Source organism: Desulfosalsimonas sp. (assembly GCF_055149105.1).
The window spans coordinates 1-14,869 of sequence record NZ_JBSRLA010000074.1; the positions used below are offsets into that span (position 1 = coordinate 1).

Here is a 14,869-nt window from a genome sequence, read left to right on the forward strand (position 1 = left end):
GGCTTGCGCAATTTCGAAGAATGCAGCGTACTTATCCGTACGTGAAATTCTGAGAAATTGCGCGTAACGCAGATATTGGACTTTTTACGGCGCCATCAGTTTTAAGTGATTAAGTGTTAAGTGAAATCAAGAGGTTATTTTTTTATTAGTTGTCGGTTATAGAAGATTCAGGACTTCCTTAGCGTGTGTTCAATGTAAGTCCGGCAGGGCATGTGCGGCAAATTGCAAATTCTGATGGGTTTGCTTAAAACTATTGAAAAAATCTATGGAAGCGATTTTCACATGGATCTCTGGCAGCTCAAAATCTTTAAAACAGTCATTGACCTGGAGGGGTTTTCCCGGGCAGCCGAAGCCATTCACCTCACCCAGCCCACGGTGAGCAGTCATATCCGGGACCTGGAAACCCACTTCGGCTGCCGGTTAATTGACCGGATGGGCAAAACCGCCAAGGCCACCCGGGCCGGGGAACTGCTGTATGAATATGCCGACCGGATGCTGAAGCTGGCAGCGGAAACCGAAAGCGCGGTGGCCGAATTTCTGGGTCATATCAGCGGCCAAATCGCCATCGGCGGCAGCACCATTCCGGGCGGCTATATTCTGCCCCGGCAGATCGGCGGCTTTACCCGCACCTATCCGGAGGTTCGAATCCGGCTTCATGTCAGCGACACCCGGCAAATCATTGATGACGTGCTCAACGGACGGCTGGATTTCGGCATGGTGGGTGCGGAAGCCGAAACCGACCGTATTGTCCAGAAAGCGCTGATCCGCGATGAAATGCGGCTGATTGTGCGGGCCGATCATCCCTGGGCCGATCGCAGGGAAATCGATCTGGACCGGCTCTGCAGCCAGCCCTTTTTGCTCCGGGAACCCGGATCCGGCACGAGAAAATCCCTGGAGCAGCAGCTGGCCAGGGCCGGGTTCAATATGGACAGCTTCACTGTAGCGGCTGAACTGGGCAGCACCGCCTCGGTAATTCAGGGCATCAAAAGCGGCATGGGCATCTCAATTCTGTCGCCCATTGCCGTGGAAGACGAGCTCAAAGCCGGGTCCTTGAAAGCCCTGGCTGTAACCGGGCTGGATCTCTTCCGGCACTTTTACCTCACCACCCTCCGGGAGCGGACCCCGTCGCCTGCCAGCCGGGCCCTGATGGATTATCTGGAAAAACAGATGGCCCCGGCTTGACCGGCGGCCGGGGGTCTGGTAAGGGGAAGCCAACCTTTGGGAAAAACCGGGACATCATGGATCAACACGCCTTTTTAAAAAATATCGCCATTGTTTTAAACCGGCCAAGGTACCCGGAAAACATCGGGGCCGCGGCCCGGGCCATGTGCAACATGGGCCTGGGGCGCCTGATCGTGGTCAGCCCGGAAAATTTTGACACCAGCCGGATTCTCACCCTGTCCACACACGCGGCCGCAGGTGTGGCAAACGCCATCGAAGTCTTTGATGATCTGCAGACCGCGCTTGGCGGTTTCAGCTACGTGGCCGGCACCACAGCCCGGCTCGGGGGGCGGCGGCAGGTTCTTTCCTCACCGGAAAAAACAGCAGCAAAACTGATTTTTGTCAGCGCACAAAACCAAGCGGCTGTTTTGTTCGGCCCCGAGGACCGGGGCCTGACCAATTCCGAACTGCGGTTCTGCCACGGCCTTGTCCATATTCCCACTGCCGGGTTTTCCTCCATCAACCTGGCCCACTCGGTAACCATTATGTGCTATGAACTGTTTAAGGCCGCGCTTGCCCCGCCAAAGACCTTTTCCCCGAAACTGGCCGACCGCAGACAGCTTGATGCCATGTACGCCCAGTTAACCGAGACCCTGGTGCGCATCAACTATCTGCAGCCGGAAAACCCGGATCACTGGATGGACCGGTTCCGGCGATTTTTCTCCCGCCTTCCCCTGCGCGCCGGGGAAGTGAGCCTGATCCGGGGCATCTGCCGGCAGATCAACTGGTATGCGGGCAAATGCTACAAAGACGGGAAAAACGGCAACCCTCCGGATCCGGCCCTTGACCTTGAAAATTCCGAGGATTCCTGAACCCTCCGTGTTTTTCCGTTCCCAGCCCGGCTGACGCCTGAATGAATTTCTTGACATCTCCCGGATTTCTCATAAAAATAGAAAAAGAAATCAACTCTGAATTTATCCGATTCTTTAACCAGCCCGAATTATAAGGAGGTGTTCTCATGGACAAAATTCTCCGCATCCAGATGGGTCCGGACCATCCCCCCAAAACTGTCACAGAACCCATAGGCGATTACGCCGGCTTTGGCGGCCGGGGCATGACATCGGCGGTGGTGGCCAAAGAGGTCCCGCCCCTGTGCCATCCCCTGGGTGCTGAAAACAAGCTGGTCATCGCCCCGGGACTGCTCAGCGGAAGTGCTGCAGCCATGTCCGGCCGGATTTCCGTGGGATGCAAAAGCCCGCTGACCGGCGGCATCAAGGAGGCCAACTCCGGCGGCCAGGCCGCCCAGGTGCTGGGCCGGCTCGGGTATGCGGCCATTATCCTGGAAGGAAAACCCGCAGAGGACAAACTCTATAAGCTCGTGGTAAACAAGGACGGCGTGGAGATCCTGCCGGCAGATGATTTAAAAATGCTCGGCAACTACGATGCCGTGGAAAAACTCACCTCAGAGTACGGCGACAAGATCTGCTGTCTGTCCATCGGCCAGGCCGGGGAGATGAAGCTGGGGGCCGCCACTGTGGCGTGCACGGACATGGAACTTCGTCCCTCCCGGCATGCCGGCCGCGGCGGGGTCGGCGCGGTGATGGGCAGCAAAGGGATCAAGGCCATCGTTCTCGATGACTCGGGCCTGTCCATGCGTTCGCCCAAGGATTCAGACAAATTCAAGGAAGCCAACAAGGCTTTTGTGGCCGGCTTAAAACAGCACCCGGTCACGGGCCAGGGCCTGCCCGCTTACGGCACCAACGTGCTGACAAACGTGGTCAACGAGGCAGGGGGTTACCCCACCTATAATTTTAAAACCGGCCGGTTTGACAAGGCCGCGGCCATCAGCGGCGAAACCCAGGCGGAAACCGAAACCGCCCGGGGCGGCAAGGCCACCCACGGCTGCCACCGGGGATGCGTGATCCGCTGCTCGGGCACTTACATGGACAAAGACGGCCATTACCTGACCAAGCAGCCCGAGTATGAAACCGTGTGGGCCCACGGCGGCAACTGCGGCATTGACGATCTGGACAGCATTGCCATGCTCGACCGGCTGGACGATGATTTTGGCCTGGATACCATCGAAATGGGCGCCACCATCGGAGTGGCCATGGACGCGGGTCTGGCGGAATTCGGAGATGCGGCCAGGGCCATCGAGCTGGTCAAAGAAGTGGGCAAGGGCACGCCCCTTGGCCGGATTTTGGGCTCGGGTGCGGGCGTGACCGGCAAGGTATTTGGCGTGGAAAGGGTACCTGTGGTCAAAAACCAGTCCATGCCCGCCTATGATCCCCGGGCGGTGCAGGGTATGGGGGTCACTTATGCCACCTCCACCATGGGCGCGGACCACACGGCCGGATACGCGGTAACCGCCAATATCATGGGCGTGGGCGGAAACGTGGACGCACTGAAGCCCGAAGGCCAGATCGAGCTTTCGCGCAATCTCCAGATTGCCACCGCAGCCATTGACTCCACGGGCATGTGCCTGTTTATCGCATTTGCCATCCTGGACCAGGAGGAAACCTTCCAGGCCCTGGTTGACATGATCAACTCCTTTCACGGCCTGAACTTCACAGGCGATGATGTCACGGAGCTGGGCAAAAAAATCATGAAGATGGAGCGGGACTTTAACGAGCGCGCAGGTTTCGGCCCCAAAGACGACCGGCTGCCGGCCTACTTCCAACAGGAACAGCTGGCGCCCCACAACATCACTTTCCAGGTCAGTGATGCGGATCTGGACACGGTGTTTGACTTCTGATTGCAGCAACCGTGTGAAAACCGACACAACGCGCCCCGGACGAAAAACCGCCTTTTTTCTTCGGGGCGCTTTTGTTGATGAGCCTGTAAAAAGACTTCTTACGATTCCATCTTTGTTGAAAAAGGACCAGATTGCGCTTATGACATCCGTTGCTGAGCCGTCCGTGGAAATGACCCTGATCGTGCCTCAAAACCGGCTTTCCCTCATGCGGCTTGTTTTCGGCTACGGCATCCGGTTTGAGGCGTCTGCCGGCACGCGGGTCAGCGATTTTTTGCAGCAGGCCCTGTGCACGGATGCCGACTATATTGAAAACCGGATACAGACCCTGTTCATGGACGGCCGGGCCGTGGACGACCCGGAATCAGAAGAGATTCACAACCCCTGCACCCTTGCGGTATCAGCGGCCATGCCCGGGGTGTTCGGGGCGGCCTTTCGCAAGCAGGGAACATACAGCGGACTGCGGCGGCATTGCAGCCAAATCCGGTCAAACCAGGAAAACCGGGTCAAACAGGGAGGGCTTGTTGCGGTCACGGTCAAATGCTTCAACCAAGTGGCTGCAGACCTGGGAGATGAACTGCTTGAATCGGGAGTGGTCATGGAGATCAAGGATTTTCTGGACTTCTGGGCCCGTCAGGGATCCATCCTTGAAAAAGACAATGCAGAGGTTTCGGTCAATAATACAAGGATCCATGCCGGAGAAGTGACAGAAATGCTTAGCCAGAAGACAGGCGCCCTGCGCCTTGAAATCCATGCCGCAAACGCACAGGGGCATTGAGCGGAATAGCCCGGGACCGCCGGGACATGGAGCTATCCGCCGCCCACGGGCGGAAACACCCCCACCCGGTCGCCTTCTGAAACAGCGGTGTCCAGGTCCTTGCGCACGCCGTTGACAAACACGATCTTGACCTCTTTTTCCGGGACCCCGAAGATTTTCAGCAAATCCCGGGCTGTTGCCCCGGAAGGGGCCGAAACAACAGCCTTTTTTTCCGCCCGGGCATCTTCAGGCAGGTATCGGGCCAGTGAGGCATACAGGTAAAAATCAATATTCATTTTCCATCCCCGTGCTGGTTAAGGGATTTTTCACACAAGGTGTCCATATGAATCCACACACAGACTCCCGCCTTGGCCGGACAGTGGCAGAAATGGCGGAAAAAATCAATGATCCGGCCAAAAGGCCCGTGCGGGTGATTTCCGAGGCCCGGGCGCAGAAGGCGGCAGATCTTTGTCAAACCGGCCTGGCACAGGTCTATATGGCCGCCCTGGAAGCCGGCATCTGGCCCGTGCGCTACATGCGAAACGCAGCAAGCCTTTCCACGCAGGAACAACTCAAACTGGCCAAATCCGGCATTGCCGTTATCGGCGCCGGCGGCCTGGGCGGTCATATCGCGGCCGGCGCCGCGCGCACGGGCATCGGGAAAATCACCATTGCCGATCCGGACGCATTTGCCGAATCCAACCTCAACCGCCAGGCAATGTGTTTTTCAGAAACCCTTGGCACAAACAAGGCAGAGGCCGCAAAGTCGATTCTGGCTGCAATCAACCCGGCGGTTGACGTGCGGGCTTTTACCGTGGCCATGGACCGGCAAAACGCAGAAGAGATTCTTGAGGGGGCGGATGCGGCAGCCGATGCCTTAGACAGCGTGGCTGCCCGGCTGACCCTTGCCGCCGCCTGCAGGCAGGCCGGCATCCCCCTGGTGCATGCTGCCATTGCCGGGTTTGAAGGCCAGATCATGACCGTGTTTCCCCGGGATCCCGGTCTGGAAACCCTTTACGGAAAACCGGATCAGCAAGGCGCTTCCGACCCGGCTCCCGAGGCCATGATGGGGGTTCCCGGGGTCACCCCGGCGCTCATGGCAACCCTACAGGTTATGGAAATCATCAAGGTTCTTTTGGGCCGGGGCCGGGTTCTGCGAAACCGGATGCTTTACGTGGATCTGGAAAATGCCGGATTTCAGGAATTTTCCTTTAACGGCGAACCAGACCCGTCCTGATTGTCCATCAATTGCCTGACCCGGTGCTCGATCTCATCTCTGACCTGCCGCATCACATCCATGGACTGGCCGGCCGGATCAGGCAGGTCCCAGTCCACATATGACACCCCGGGAATATAAGGGCACTGCTCGCCGCAGCCCATGGTCACGATCATGTCCGGCCGGGTGCCGGAAAGAACATCGTCTATGGAGCGCGGGCTGAGATGGACCATGTCCAAACCCTTTTCCGCCATGGCTTCCTGCATCATGGGATTGGCGGCCGGGACCGGGGTGCTGCCGGCGCTTAACGCATCAATGCGGCCGCCGGCAAGGTACCGGGCAAACCCTGCTGCCATCTGGCTGCGGCAGGCGTTTTCCCGGCAGGCAAACAGGATTTTTTTCCGGGCCAGAAGCGAATCCAGGCTTGCGGCGCAGGATTGGATGTCTTCGGCCACCCCGGGGTGATGGGTCAGATCGCCCGGGGCCTCGATTCTGCGGTAGACAATGGAATCGGTGTAGTCCGCGCCAACAGCGTCAAAAAAATACCGGGACGTGAGCTTCATGCCGTCAAACAGGTTTTTGCCCCTGGTGGCGCCCACGGAAAGAAGCAGACCCTTTCGCCAGGGCCGGCCCGGATCTTCCAGATCCAGGCGGTACTTTCGCGACCACAGGGCCTGGGTACGGTCAATGAGCGCCTTGATGTGCGCGGGAAAATTATAGAAATAAACCGGCCCGGCCAGGATCACCACATCGGCCCGGCGCAGCATGGAATAAATCCGGGCGGCCATGTCATCGTCTGCAAAAACGCAAATGCCTTTTTCCTCACAGTATCCGCAGCCGATACACGGCTCCACCCGCAGCATGCGGGCCTGAATCTTTTCGGTGTCCGAACCCTTTTCTTTAAGGTAATGAAGCAACCCATCCAGTAAAAAATTGGTGTTGCCCTTTGCCCGCGGGCTGCCCTGAAGACCCAAAACGTACATCATTCCTCCTGTTGTGTCCGGGTGATGGCTGAGACCGCCCTTTGGGCGAGTTCTCCAACAGAGACCCGATAAAGCTGCCAGTCTTCAAAAAATTCGATCACAGCCCGGTCTGAAGTCAGTGCATGAACCCGGTCGAGATTTTCCGGGCTGCCCGTATTGCCGGCTGCCCAGCCCCCGATGCCGCGGTGATAAGCATCATTCGAATCAAGAAACCCGGCGATATGCGGTGCTGCCCATGCGGCCATCTGCGGCCGGACCCGGGCCAGTTCCCCCAGGCCCCAGAGCAGCCCGCGCTGAAGACCCGGGTGTTCCAGAAAATTTTGTCCGGGATCAATGTAGGAGCACAAGACACTGGCGTATTCAGCGGCCAGCAGGGAATTTCGGGCCATGGCCGCGCCCATTGCCTCGGGCGCGCCCCAGCCGATGCCCCCGGACTCGTCATTTAGCATCCACATGAACCGGCGCATGATCACCCTTGCCGACTCAGGCTCTGCTTCGGCCAGATCCGCGGTGACAATGCCGGCGGCAGTAACTGCACGCCAGCGGATCAAGGCATCTGCTTCATAAAAATGCGATATCAAGGCATTAATGGCCTGCCTGGGCCGATGGCCGCCAATGCGGGCCATGGCCTTGTCCTGCCCGGAATCGGCCAGCACCTGCCGGATTTCACGTTTCAGGGCTCTGGCGCCGGTCACGGCTAAAATACCAGTATTTCGTAATCCTGGTCCCGAAAACCCGCAAAGGAGGGATGCCCGGACATGTCATCGAGCAGTTCCAGGCCCTGTTTTTGCGCAGATGCCTGGGTGCCCATCTGCTTGGAGCAGGCCCGGCACACCCCGGCCACCAGTTTTTGGTCGATAACCTTGCGCCACATTCCGTAAGTTGCTGTTTTTTCGTTTTCCAGGCCGGGCAGCAGCTTGGTGGCCTCGCCTTCCAGGACCACCTGGACATCATATCCACGCTCATGCATATCCAGGGTGTTTAACAGCACATGGGTAAAACACATGGGATCATCATTGAATACAAACAATGCCACTTTTTTCATGATTCCTCTCCTGCAGGGGCCTGAGGATTCCAGCGGATGCAGTCGGCCGGGCAGTGCTTGATGGCTTCATCCACGCATTCTTTCGGATAGAACGGCAAAGAAATCACCCGGACGTACCCGGCATCGGTCATTTCAAACACATCCGGGCAGAGATCCGCACACACGCCGCATTCAATACAATCGGCCAGTTCAACCTCAGGCTCAGCCTCAGGGGGGTTTGCGTTATTCATTGACGGCCTGTCCGATGCGGCGGCCGAAATCCACGCACTGTGCCACGGCATCGGCGTCGGGCACGTACTGGATCCGAAGGCCCTTATCAATGATCTGCAAGCCCATGGCTTCGAGCTCGGCCTGGATGATCTTCACGGATTCCCCGCTCCAGCCGTAGGAGCCGAATGCCGCGCCCAGACGATTTTTGGGCTTCAACCCCTTTACATAGGTCAACACATCGGCCACGGTGGGAAAAATATTGTTGTTTAATGTGGGCGAGCCGAACACAAAAGCCCGGGCATCGAGGAGCTCGGTCATGATCTCGCTTCTGTGGGAGCTGCGAATATGGATGGGCTTGACAGCGACCCCGGCTTCGGCGATGCCGTCGGCAATGGCTTCGGCCATGATCCGCGTGCTTTTCCACATGGTGTCATAGACCACCACGGCCTTGTTTAACGGCTCCTGTTGGCTCCAGGCAACATAGGCGTTGATGATTTTGGCCGGGTCCGTTCGCCAGATAATCCCGTGATCCGGACAAATCATGCGGATATCCAGACCCATTTGGGTTACCTGCTCCACCAGTTTTAAAATTTTAGGCGCATACAGCAGCAAAATATTGGCAAAATATTTCTTTGCATGGGGCATGACAGCATTGCCCATCACGTCATCAAACATTTCATAGCCGGCATAATGCTGGCCGAATGCGTCGCTGGAAAAAAGAATCCCGTTGGTCTTGTCAAAGGTAAACATGCTGTCGGGCCAGTGCAGCATGCGGGTCTCAAGAAACACCAGGTCCCGGCTGCCCAGGGAAAGCTCCTCGCCGTTTTCCACTGCCCGGTAGTTGAGGTTCTGGGAAAAATGCTGGGACAGGTTCTTTTTGCCCATCTTGGAGCACAGCACCGGCTTGTCTTCACCGATATAGTGCATCACCCGGGGCATTCCTCCGGAATGGTCCATCTCGGTATGATTGCTGATCACCATGTCAATTTTTTTCGGATCCACCACCTGGGCGATATTGGCCAGCAGCTGGTCGGCAAATTCCTTTTTGACAGCGTCAATGAGCACGATTTTCTCATCCACAATCAGAAAGGCATTGTAACTTGTGCCCTTTTCCGTGGAATATCCGTGAAAATCCCGGATATTCCAGTCATGTACGCCGACATGATAAACGCCTTTTGCGATCTCCACCGGTTTCATCCCCTGCGTCCTCTCTATTGCCTGTTTTTTTGATTTTTTTTGTCTTGATCGTGTTATGGGTTCAAACGCGTACAGATTGTAAAACCTGCATGGGCTTGAAAAAAGCAAACCGGTTTCAGGAGCTTTTCCCGGGCGGGAGTGCAAAATGCCTGAAACCGGTTTTACGGTTCTATGCCTGTTTTTCAAAATCCGCCTTGGGCGCACCGCAGACCGGGCATTCCCAGTCGGCGGGAAGATCCTCAAAACTTGTTCCCGCTGCAACGCCGTTGTCGGGATCACCCTGGGCCGGGTCATACACATATCCGCAAATAGTGCAAACATACTTGTCCATGTTTTTGTCCTCCTGTTGGTTCAGCTAAAAATCATTCCAGTTTGGCCGCCACCTGACGGCCGTAATCCTGTGCCATCTTGATGCCGCCGCCAAGGCTGCTCCTTTTGAGCATCAGCGGTCCGTCGACCATGTTCATGTGAAACCGATATTGCGGGTTTCGCCAGCTCGTGTGGCGTATACCACCAGCGCCTTTGCCATATTTTCTGCCCTTGTGACGGATTGCTATCGTTTGGACCCGATCCGGTCGTCACGGCCCGAATCCGCGCAATCCGGAGTGTAGCAGGAATTGTCCACGAATTCGCATTTTTCCTTGCATGACGGACACTGTTTCGGCGGCGCATCCGCCTCAAATGTGTATCCGCAGTTGCTGCATTTCCAGCTGGCCATAATGTGACCTCCTTTGCATGGTCTCGGTTGAAGGGCACTGATCCGGTGCCGGCGGGGAAATTATTTTTTAAGCTTGGTCAGTTCCCCGCTCAGCAGGCGGATATGCCCCATTTCTTCCTTGATGATATTTTCAAGCCGGTTTTTTCCGTATTTTTCCGGCACCAGTTCCTTCATGCCCAGATAAAGCACAATGGAATCTTTTTCCGCCTGGATGGCGGCCATTAAAATTTTTTCCATGGAAGATGTGTCAATGGGTTTTTCAAAAAACACGCGAATGTCTGCCAGGGCTTTGAGATAATTTTCCGCGTCTCCCTCTGGGTCAAATACGGTCTGGGTTTTTTCCTTTTCTTTTAACTCAGCGCGCATCTGCCCGAAAAGCCGCTTGTGATCTGCTTCCATATCCGCCAGATTGTTAAGCATTTCCTTATTTTTGGGGTCGTCCACATCCTGTGCGGCTTTGCGGTAAAACTGCTCTCCGTTTATCTCAATGTCCTCGGCCAGCTTAAAAACATCATCAGCGCTGAAATCAAATGCAGCCATCACTTCCTCCGTTGTCTTAAAGTTAACAAACCAGCACTTTTCACAAAAATAATGCCTATAATTTTTTTTGCCAGTCCCATGCCGGCTGACTGCTGCAGATGCCGGCCAAAAAGTCAAAGACGGTTACCGCCAGTTGCCTTTCTGCATGTGAGCGGCCTTTTCGGCTTCAGCCCGTTTGCGGATTTTGTAGCCCGCATCCCGGATCACTCCGTAAAGAACGCCGCAGCCCGCATCCTCCCGCTCGGCATCGCCATCATCGGCAAGTTCCAGCATGGCTTTGACAAGTTCCATTGTTCTTTTAATATTTTCGTTGGCCGGTTTCAATACCTGAAATCCATCATTTTTGTGAATGCTGGCATTTACTTTTGCGCTGACAGGGTTTGCAGCTGCTTTTGATTTTTCGCTGAATCATATATTAACAATATTACAACTTTCATGCCAAAACACTGCTGCGCCGGCCGGAAATTTTGGGAAACAACCTGTTTTCACGCAAAAAAGCAAACTTTCAAGTTAAATAAAATTTAATATAAAAACAAATTGTTATTTTTATAATAGGGATTGCGGCAGGAGATCATCAGGCCATGCAGACATATTCGGCAATGCAGGGATTTTGTTTTCTTTCTTTCGGTTTTGGTGTATCAGGGCTGTATCATGGTACAAAATTGTTTCATTCAATGGCCAAAACTCATTGCCGGCACGCTGATTTGCCGATACAAACGGTTTCTTGCAGACATCCGGCTGGCAACCGGCGAGACGGTAACGGCCCACTGTCCCAATTCCGGGAGCATGGCCGGATGCAGCCAGCCCGGAAGGCCCGTTTACATATCTGTTGCCGACAATCCCCGGCGCAAACTCAAATACACCTGGGAACTCATTGAAATGCCCGGCTCCCTGGTGGGCACAAACACCCTGGTGCCCAACCGGCTGGTGCGCAGATGTGCGGAATCCGGCGTGATCCCGGAACTGTCCGGATATGAATCCATCCGGGCCGAAGTGCGGGCCGGGGAGCACACCCGGTTTGACCTGATGCTGGAAAGCCGCCAATCCGGAAAATGCTGGGTGGAAATCAAAAACTGCACCCTGGTGGAAAACCAGACCGGATATTTTCCGGACGCGCAAACCCAGCGCGGCCGAAATCATCTAAAAGAGCTGCAGCGCCAGGCCGCAAAAGGCCACAGGTGTGTGATGTTTTTTTTGGTACAGCGCATGGACGCCGTGGCATTTATGCCGGCAGATCATATTGATCCCGCATACGGTGAGGAATTGCGAAGAGCTGTGAAAAACGGGGTGGAAATCCTGGTCTATGACGTGCACATGGACCTGGCCGGCATCGGGCTCAGAAATCGCCTGCCTTACTCGTTTTCCGGGACCGCCTCCGGATAATCCCGGATAAACCGGTACAATGTGGCCCGTCCCACTTCCAGCTGCCTGGCCGCCTTGACCTTGTTTCCCCCGGTTTTTTCCAGGGCCGCACGAACAGAGTCCACATCGAGTTTTTTGTCCGGCCCCCGGCGCTTTTCAGACGATTTTGCGCTGCGAAGCTCCAATGGCAGATTTGACGGCCGGATCACGCTGCCGCCGCACTTGACAATGGCAAACTGAAGCACATTCTGCAGCTGCCGGACATTGCCGGGCCAGTCATAATCGAGCATCATGCCCAAAGCTTCTTCGGAAACCACCTTTGGGGGTTCATCACCGTGCTCCCGGGCCGCATTGCGCAGGAAATGCTCAATGAGAAGCGGTATGTCATTTCTCCGCTCCCGCAGGGGGGGCAAATGGACCGGAATCACATTTAACCGGTAATACAAATCCTCCCGGAACGCTTCGGCCTGAATCTGTTTTTTCAGATCCTTGTTTGTTGCGCTGATGATGCGCACATCCACGCTCACGGTCTTTTCGCCGCCCACCTTTTCAAATTTTCCGGTCTGCAGAAACCGCAGCAGCTTGACCTGCATGGCATTGGAAAGCTCGGCGATCTCGTCGAGAAACACAGTCCCGTTGTGAGCCAGCTCAAAACGGCCCTTTTTGTCCCGTATGGCCCCGGAAAAAGCGCCCTTGACATGGCCGAACAGCTCGCTTTCAATGAGGCCTTCGGGCAGGGCCCCGCAATTGATGGGGACAAAGGGCGCCCCGGCCCGGCGGCTTTCCTGGTGAATGGCCTCTGCCACCAGTTCCTTTCCGGTACCGGTTTCCCCGGATATGTGCACCGGGTAATCATAGCCGGCCAGATCCCGGATCTGCTGAAAAATCTGGAGCATCTTGTAATCCCGGCCGATAATGCTGCCGAATCCCGACAATTCCCCGGCCTTGAACCGAAGCTTGAGCAATTCGGTCAGATCCTGCACAGAGGCCAGCACGCCCACGATAATACCGGAATCATCCCGGATCGGGGAAACCGACATTTCCGCCTTGCGGCTCTGGCCGTCTTTTGTCAGAATCGTGACCGGATATTCCATGTATTCGGGAAGATCCTGATGATTTTCCTGCTGATTTTCATCAAAAAGGCACTTCTGGCCGCAAAACGGCTGGCCAAACGCCTCGTGGCAGTCTTTGCCCAGCACCTCGTCGCGGCTGTATCCGGTGAGCCGTTCTGCCTCCTCGTTGAAAAAAAAGATCCTGCGATTCAGGTCATGGGCGATAATGCCTTCCTTTAAATGATCCAGTATCCGTATAAGATTCTGTTTTTCCGAAAGCAGCCGGGTGAGTGTGTCTTCAGACATAGTTGTTTTAAACCGTTTGATTCGCCTGGATCCATTTGTTTGCCGGCTGCAGCTGCAGCCGGCCGCAAAAATAAAAATCCCCTGCCCGGCCCCAAAGGCCGGAACAGGGGAAAAAGCATAGCACGTTACCGGTTCAAGTCAAGCAAATGTCTTATTTTGCGGCAATTTTGAAATTAAAACGCAAAAGCCAGCTGAGCGGTCACGGCATCGTTTTCATCATCGTTTTCATATTCCTCATGGAAATATTCCAGGGCCACGGATGTATGATCAAACACGTCCATGCTCACTGCACAGATGTAGCGGTCTTCTGCCAGAAACCCGCCTGCATCGTCTGTTCCCTGCCAGCCCACAGCCAGGGTGGTGTCTTTTTCCGCAAGGGTAAAACTATATCCCAGCTCCAGGTTCCATGCGGAAATCTCTTCCATTTCCATTATGTTGCCATTGTCCGTATACCCGGTGTCATCCAAGGCGGTCATGTACTCGCCGATAAGGGTCACCGGCCCTGTGGAAAAAACGGCATGGGCTGTGACCCCGCCCACGTAATCATCTACTTCATCAATGCCTTCATCGGATAAAAAGTCCTCCAATCCATCTGAATCAAGGATATTGTTGATATATCCCACCCCCGTATCCAGACTGAAGGCATCGGCGGCGATCCGGTATCCGGCGCTGGCTCCAAAATTGTCCACGTGGCTGTCATCGTCGAACTTATCCACATCCCCATTGAATGCATAAGCAGAAGCATAAAAACCGTTTTGCTCCAGTCCGGCCACCGCAGCCGATTCCCGGGTCTCGCCCAGCTCCAGGGTCAGGGGATCGGAGACCATGTGGGTTTCAAAATTGCCAAACGGCACATAGAGCTTGCCTGCGGAAAAATAAACCGGCCAGTTCGGAGACGGTGTCAGGGTAATATAGCCTTCATCCAGGTCCACGGGCTCGGTGTCGTCTTCTTCCCACAGAAACAACACATGGCCGCTGACATAATCGTTGAACTCCGCGTCAATGCCCAGTTCAACCGTTGCCAGGCTCAGATCGCTGGAATCTTCGCCTGTGCCGTCCCGGTTATCCTGGTCTTCATACACACCTTCGACCTCCAGCAGGCCGCTGATGGAGATTCGCTCCGCCCAGGTTTCCGTGAAATCCCTGATTCCGGATTTATTCTCCAGGGCCTCGAGCCTGCGGGTCAGTTCGGAATTGGACAATTCCTCTGCAGATGCGCAAACCCAGGTTGCTGAAACACATAAGAAAGCTGCCAACGCCATTGCTGCAAACCGTTTCATTGATTTTGTTCCTTTCTTTTGTCTGTTCAAAATGATGAGCCTGTAAAAAGTCTTTTTTACAGGCAGTGTTCAGTTTGAAGTGATTAAGTGTTAAGTAAAATCAATAAATTACTTCTTTGTTGGTTGGCGTTTATATTCGTTTTAGGGCTTCTGCGTCACTTCAAAAAAGCTGCTGTTCGTGCCTGGTTCTGTAATTTTCGCATGATGCCGGCCCGGTGGCGGTTTGCTCCCTGCTGACCGCTTGCGCGCTCAATGCGACTCGCAAACCACCCCCGGGCCGGCATCATGGC

Annotated in this window: 18 protein-coding genes; 6 read left to right on the top strand and 12 right to left on the bottom strand. The window is 55.2% G+C overall.

The annotated features are described in order from the left end of the window. Nucleotides 1–234: 234 nt before the first annotated feature. The 4 genes from ACTCIA_RS14565 (at nucleotide 235) to ACTCIA_RS14580 (ending at nucleotide 4,691) form a co-directional block, all read left to right on the top strand. Nucleotides 235–1,182 carry a selenium metabolism-associated LysR family transcriptional regulator gene (locus tag ACTCIA_RS14565; protein WP_463002539.1) on the top strand — a complete coding sequence of 316 codons (948 nt, stop codon included), beginning with the start codon at nucleotides 235–237 and terminating at the stop codon, nucleotides 1,180–1,182. A gap of 56 nt (nucleotides 1,183–1,238) precedes the next feature. Further along, nucleotides 1,239–2,033, top strand: a complete 795-nt coding sequence (locus ACTCIA_RS14570; protein WP_463002540.1) for an RNA methyltransferase — start codon at nucleotides 1,239–1,241, stop codon at nucleotides 2,031–2,033. A gap of 146 nt (nucleotides 2,034–2,179) precedes the next feature. Next, complete coding sequence (locus tag ACTCIA_RS14575) at nucleotides 2,180–3,916, top strand: aldehyde ferredoxin oxidoreductase family protein (RefSeq protein ID WP_463002541.1); 1,737 nt, start codon at nucleotides 2,180–2,182, stop codon at nucleotides 3,914–3,916. A gap of 139 nt (nucleotides 3,917–4,055) precedes the next feature. Next, on the top strand, nucleotides 4,056–4,691 hold the full coding sequence (locus tag ACTCIA_RS14580) for a hypothetical protein (RefSeq protein ID WP_463002542.1): 636 nt from the start codon (nucleotides 4,056–4,058) through the stop codon (nucleotides 4,689–4,691). A gap of 32 nt (nucleotides 4,692–4,723) precedes the next feature. On the opposite strand, the gene ACTCIA_RS14585 is transcribed toward ACTCIA_RS14580, so the two are convergent. After that, a complete protein-coding gene (locus ACTCIA_RS14585) occupies nucleotides 4,724–4,966 on the bottom strand; it encodes a MoaD/ThiS family protein (protein ID WP_463002543.1) in 243 nt (80 codons plus the stop codon). Between the two features lie 47 nt (nucleotides 4,967–5,013). On the opposite strand from ACTCIA_RS14585, the gene ACTCIA_RS14590 reads away from it, so the two are divergent. Further along, nucleotides 5,014–5,907, top strand: coding sequence for a HesA/MoeB/ThiF family protein (locus tag ACTCIA_RS14590; protein WP_463002544.1), 894 nt, complete (start codon nucleotides 5,014–5,016; stop codon nucleotides 5,905–5,907). Here the strand turns inward: ACTCIA_RS14590 and ACTCIA_RS14595 are convergent. The 9 genes from ACTCIA_RS14595 to ACTCIA_RS14635 form a co-directional block, all read right to left on the bottom strand. Then, nucleotides 5,868–6,872, bottom strand: a complete 1,005-nt coding sequence (locus tag ACTCIA_RS14595) for an arsenate reductase/protein-tyrosine-phosphatase family protein (protein ID WP_463002545.1) — start codon at nucleotides 6,870–6,872, stop codon at nucleotides 5,868–5,870. The two genes, ACTCIA_RS14590 and ACTCIA_RS14595, sit on opposite strands and share 40 nt — an antisense overlap. Further along, the gene (locus tag ACTCIA_RS14600; RefSeq protein WP_463002546.1) at nucleotides 6,869–7,564 is read right to left on the bottom strand and encodes a DVU0298 family protein; all 696 of its coding nucleotides are present in this window, start codon (nucleotides 7,562–7,564) and stop codon (nucleotides 6,869–6,871) included. The genes ACTCIA_RS14595 and ACTCIA_RS14600 overlap by 4 nt, the downstream gene beginning before the upstream one ends. A gap of 2 nt (nucleotides 7,565–7,566) precedes the next feature. Then, nucleotides 7,567–7,914: a phospholipase D-like domain-containing protein gene (locus tag ACTCIA_RS14605; protein WP_463002547.1), complete on the bottom strand. Its 348-nt coding sequence runs from the start codon at nucleotides 7,912–7,914 to the stop codon at nucleotides 7,567–7,569. Then, nucleotides 7,911–8,144, bottom strand: a complete 234-nt coding sequence (locus ACTCIA_RS14610; protein ID WP_463002548.1) for a ferredoxin — start codon at nucleotides 8,142–8,144, stop codon at nucleotides 7,911–7,913. The genes ACTCIA_RS14605 and ACTCIA_RS14610 overlap by 4 nt, the downstream gene beginning before the upstream one ends. After that, nucleotides 8,137–9,321, bottom strand: coding sequence for an FprA family A-type flavoprotein (locus ACTCIA_RS14615; RefSeq protein ID WP_463002549.1), 1,185 nt, complete (start codon nucleotides 9,319–9,321; stop codon nucleotides 8,137–8,139). Before ACTCIA_RS14615 ends, ACTCIA_RS14610 begins: the two co-directional genes overlap by 8 nt. A 169-nt stretch (nucleotides 9,322–9,490) precedes the next feature. Continuing rightward, nucleotides 9,491–9,652, bottom strand: a complete 162-nt coding sequence (gene rd / locus ACTCIA_RS14620; protein WP_463002550.1) for a rubredoxin — start codon at nucleotides 9,650–9,652, stop codon at nucleotides 9,491–9,493. 222 nt (nucleotides 9,653–9,874) lie between these two features. Further along, complete coding sequence (locus ACTCIA_RS14625; protein WP_410267896.1) at nucleotides 9,875–10,039, bottom strand: rubredoxin-like domain-containing protein; 165 nt, start codon at nucleotides 10,037–10,039, stop codon at nucleotides 9,875–9,877. A gap of 60 nt (nucleotides 10,040–10,099) precedes the next feature. Further along, nucleotides 10,100–10,579, bottom strand: a complete 480-nt coding sequence (locus tag ACTCIA_RS14630; RefSeq protein WP_463002551.1) for a ferritin family protein — start codon at nucleotides 10,577–10,579, stop codon at nucleotides 10,100–10,102. 123 nt (nucleotides 10,580–10,702) lie between these two features. Further along, on the bottom strand, nucleotides 10,703–10,870 hold the full coding sequence (locus ACTCIA_RS14635) for a hypothetical protein (protein ID WP_463002552.1): 168 nt from the start codon (nucleotides 10,868–10,870) through the stop codon (nucleotides 10,703–10,705). 360 nt (nucleotides 10,871–11,230) lie between these two features. Between ACTCIA_RS14635 and sfsA the strand changes: the two genes are divergently transcribed. After that, on the top strand, nucleotides 11,231–11,962 hold the full coding sequence (sfsA, locus tag ACTCIA_RS14640) for a DNA/RNA nuclease SfsA (RefSeq protein ID WP_463002553.1): 732 nt from the start codon (nucleotides 11,231–11,233) through the stop codon (nucleotides 11,960–11,962). Here sfsA and ACTCIA_RS14645 read toward each other — a convergent pair. Both ACTCIA_RS14645 and ACTCIA_RS14650 read right to left on the bottom strand, forming a co-directional pair. Then, the gene (locus ACTCIA_RS14645; protein WP_463002554.1) at nucleotides 11,932–13,299 is read right to left on the bottom strand and encodes a sigma-54 interaction domain-containing protein; all 1,368 of its coding nucleotides are present in this window, start codon (nucleotides 13,297–13,299) and stop codon (nucleotides 11,932–11,934) included. The genes sfsA and ACTCIA_RS14645 overlap by 31 nt on opposite strands. A 173-nt stretch (nucleotides 13,300–13,472) precedes the next feature. Beyond that, nucleotides 13,473–14,579 carry an LbtU family siderophore porin gene (locus ACTCIA_RS14650; protein WP_463002555.1) on the bottom strand — a complete coding sequence of 369 codons (1,107 nt, stop codon included), beginning with the start codon at nucleotides 14,577–14,579 and terminating at the stop codon, nucleotides 13,473–13,475. Nucleotides 14,580–14,869 lie beyond the last annotated feature (290 nt).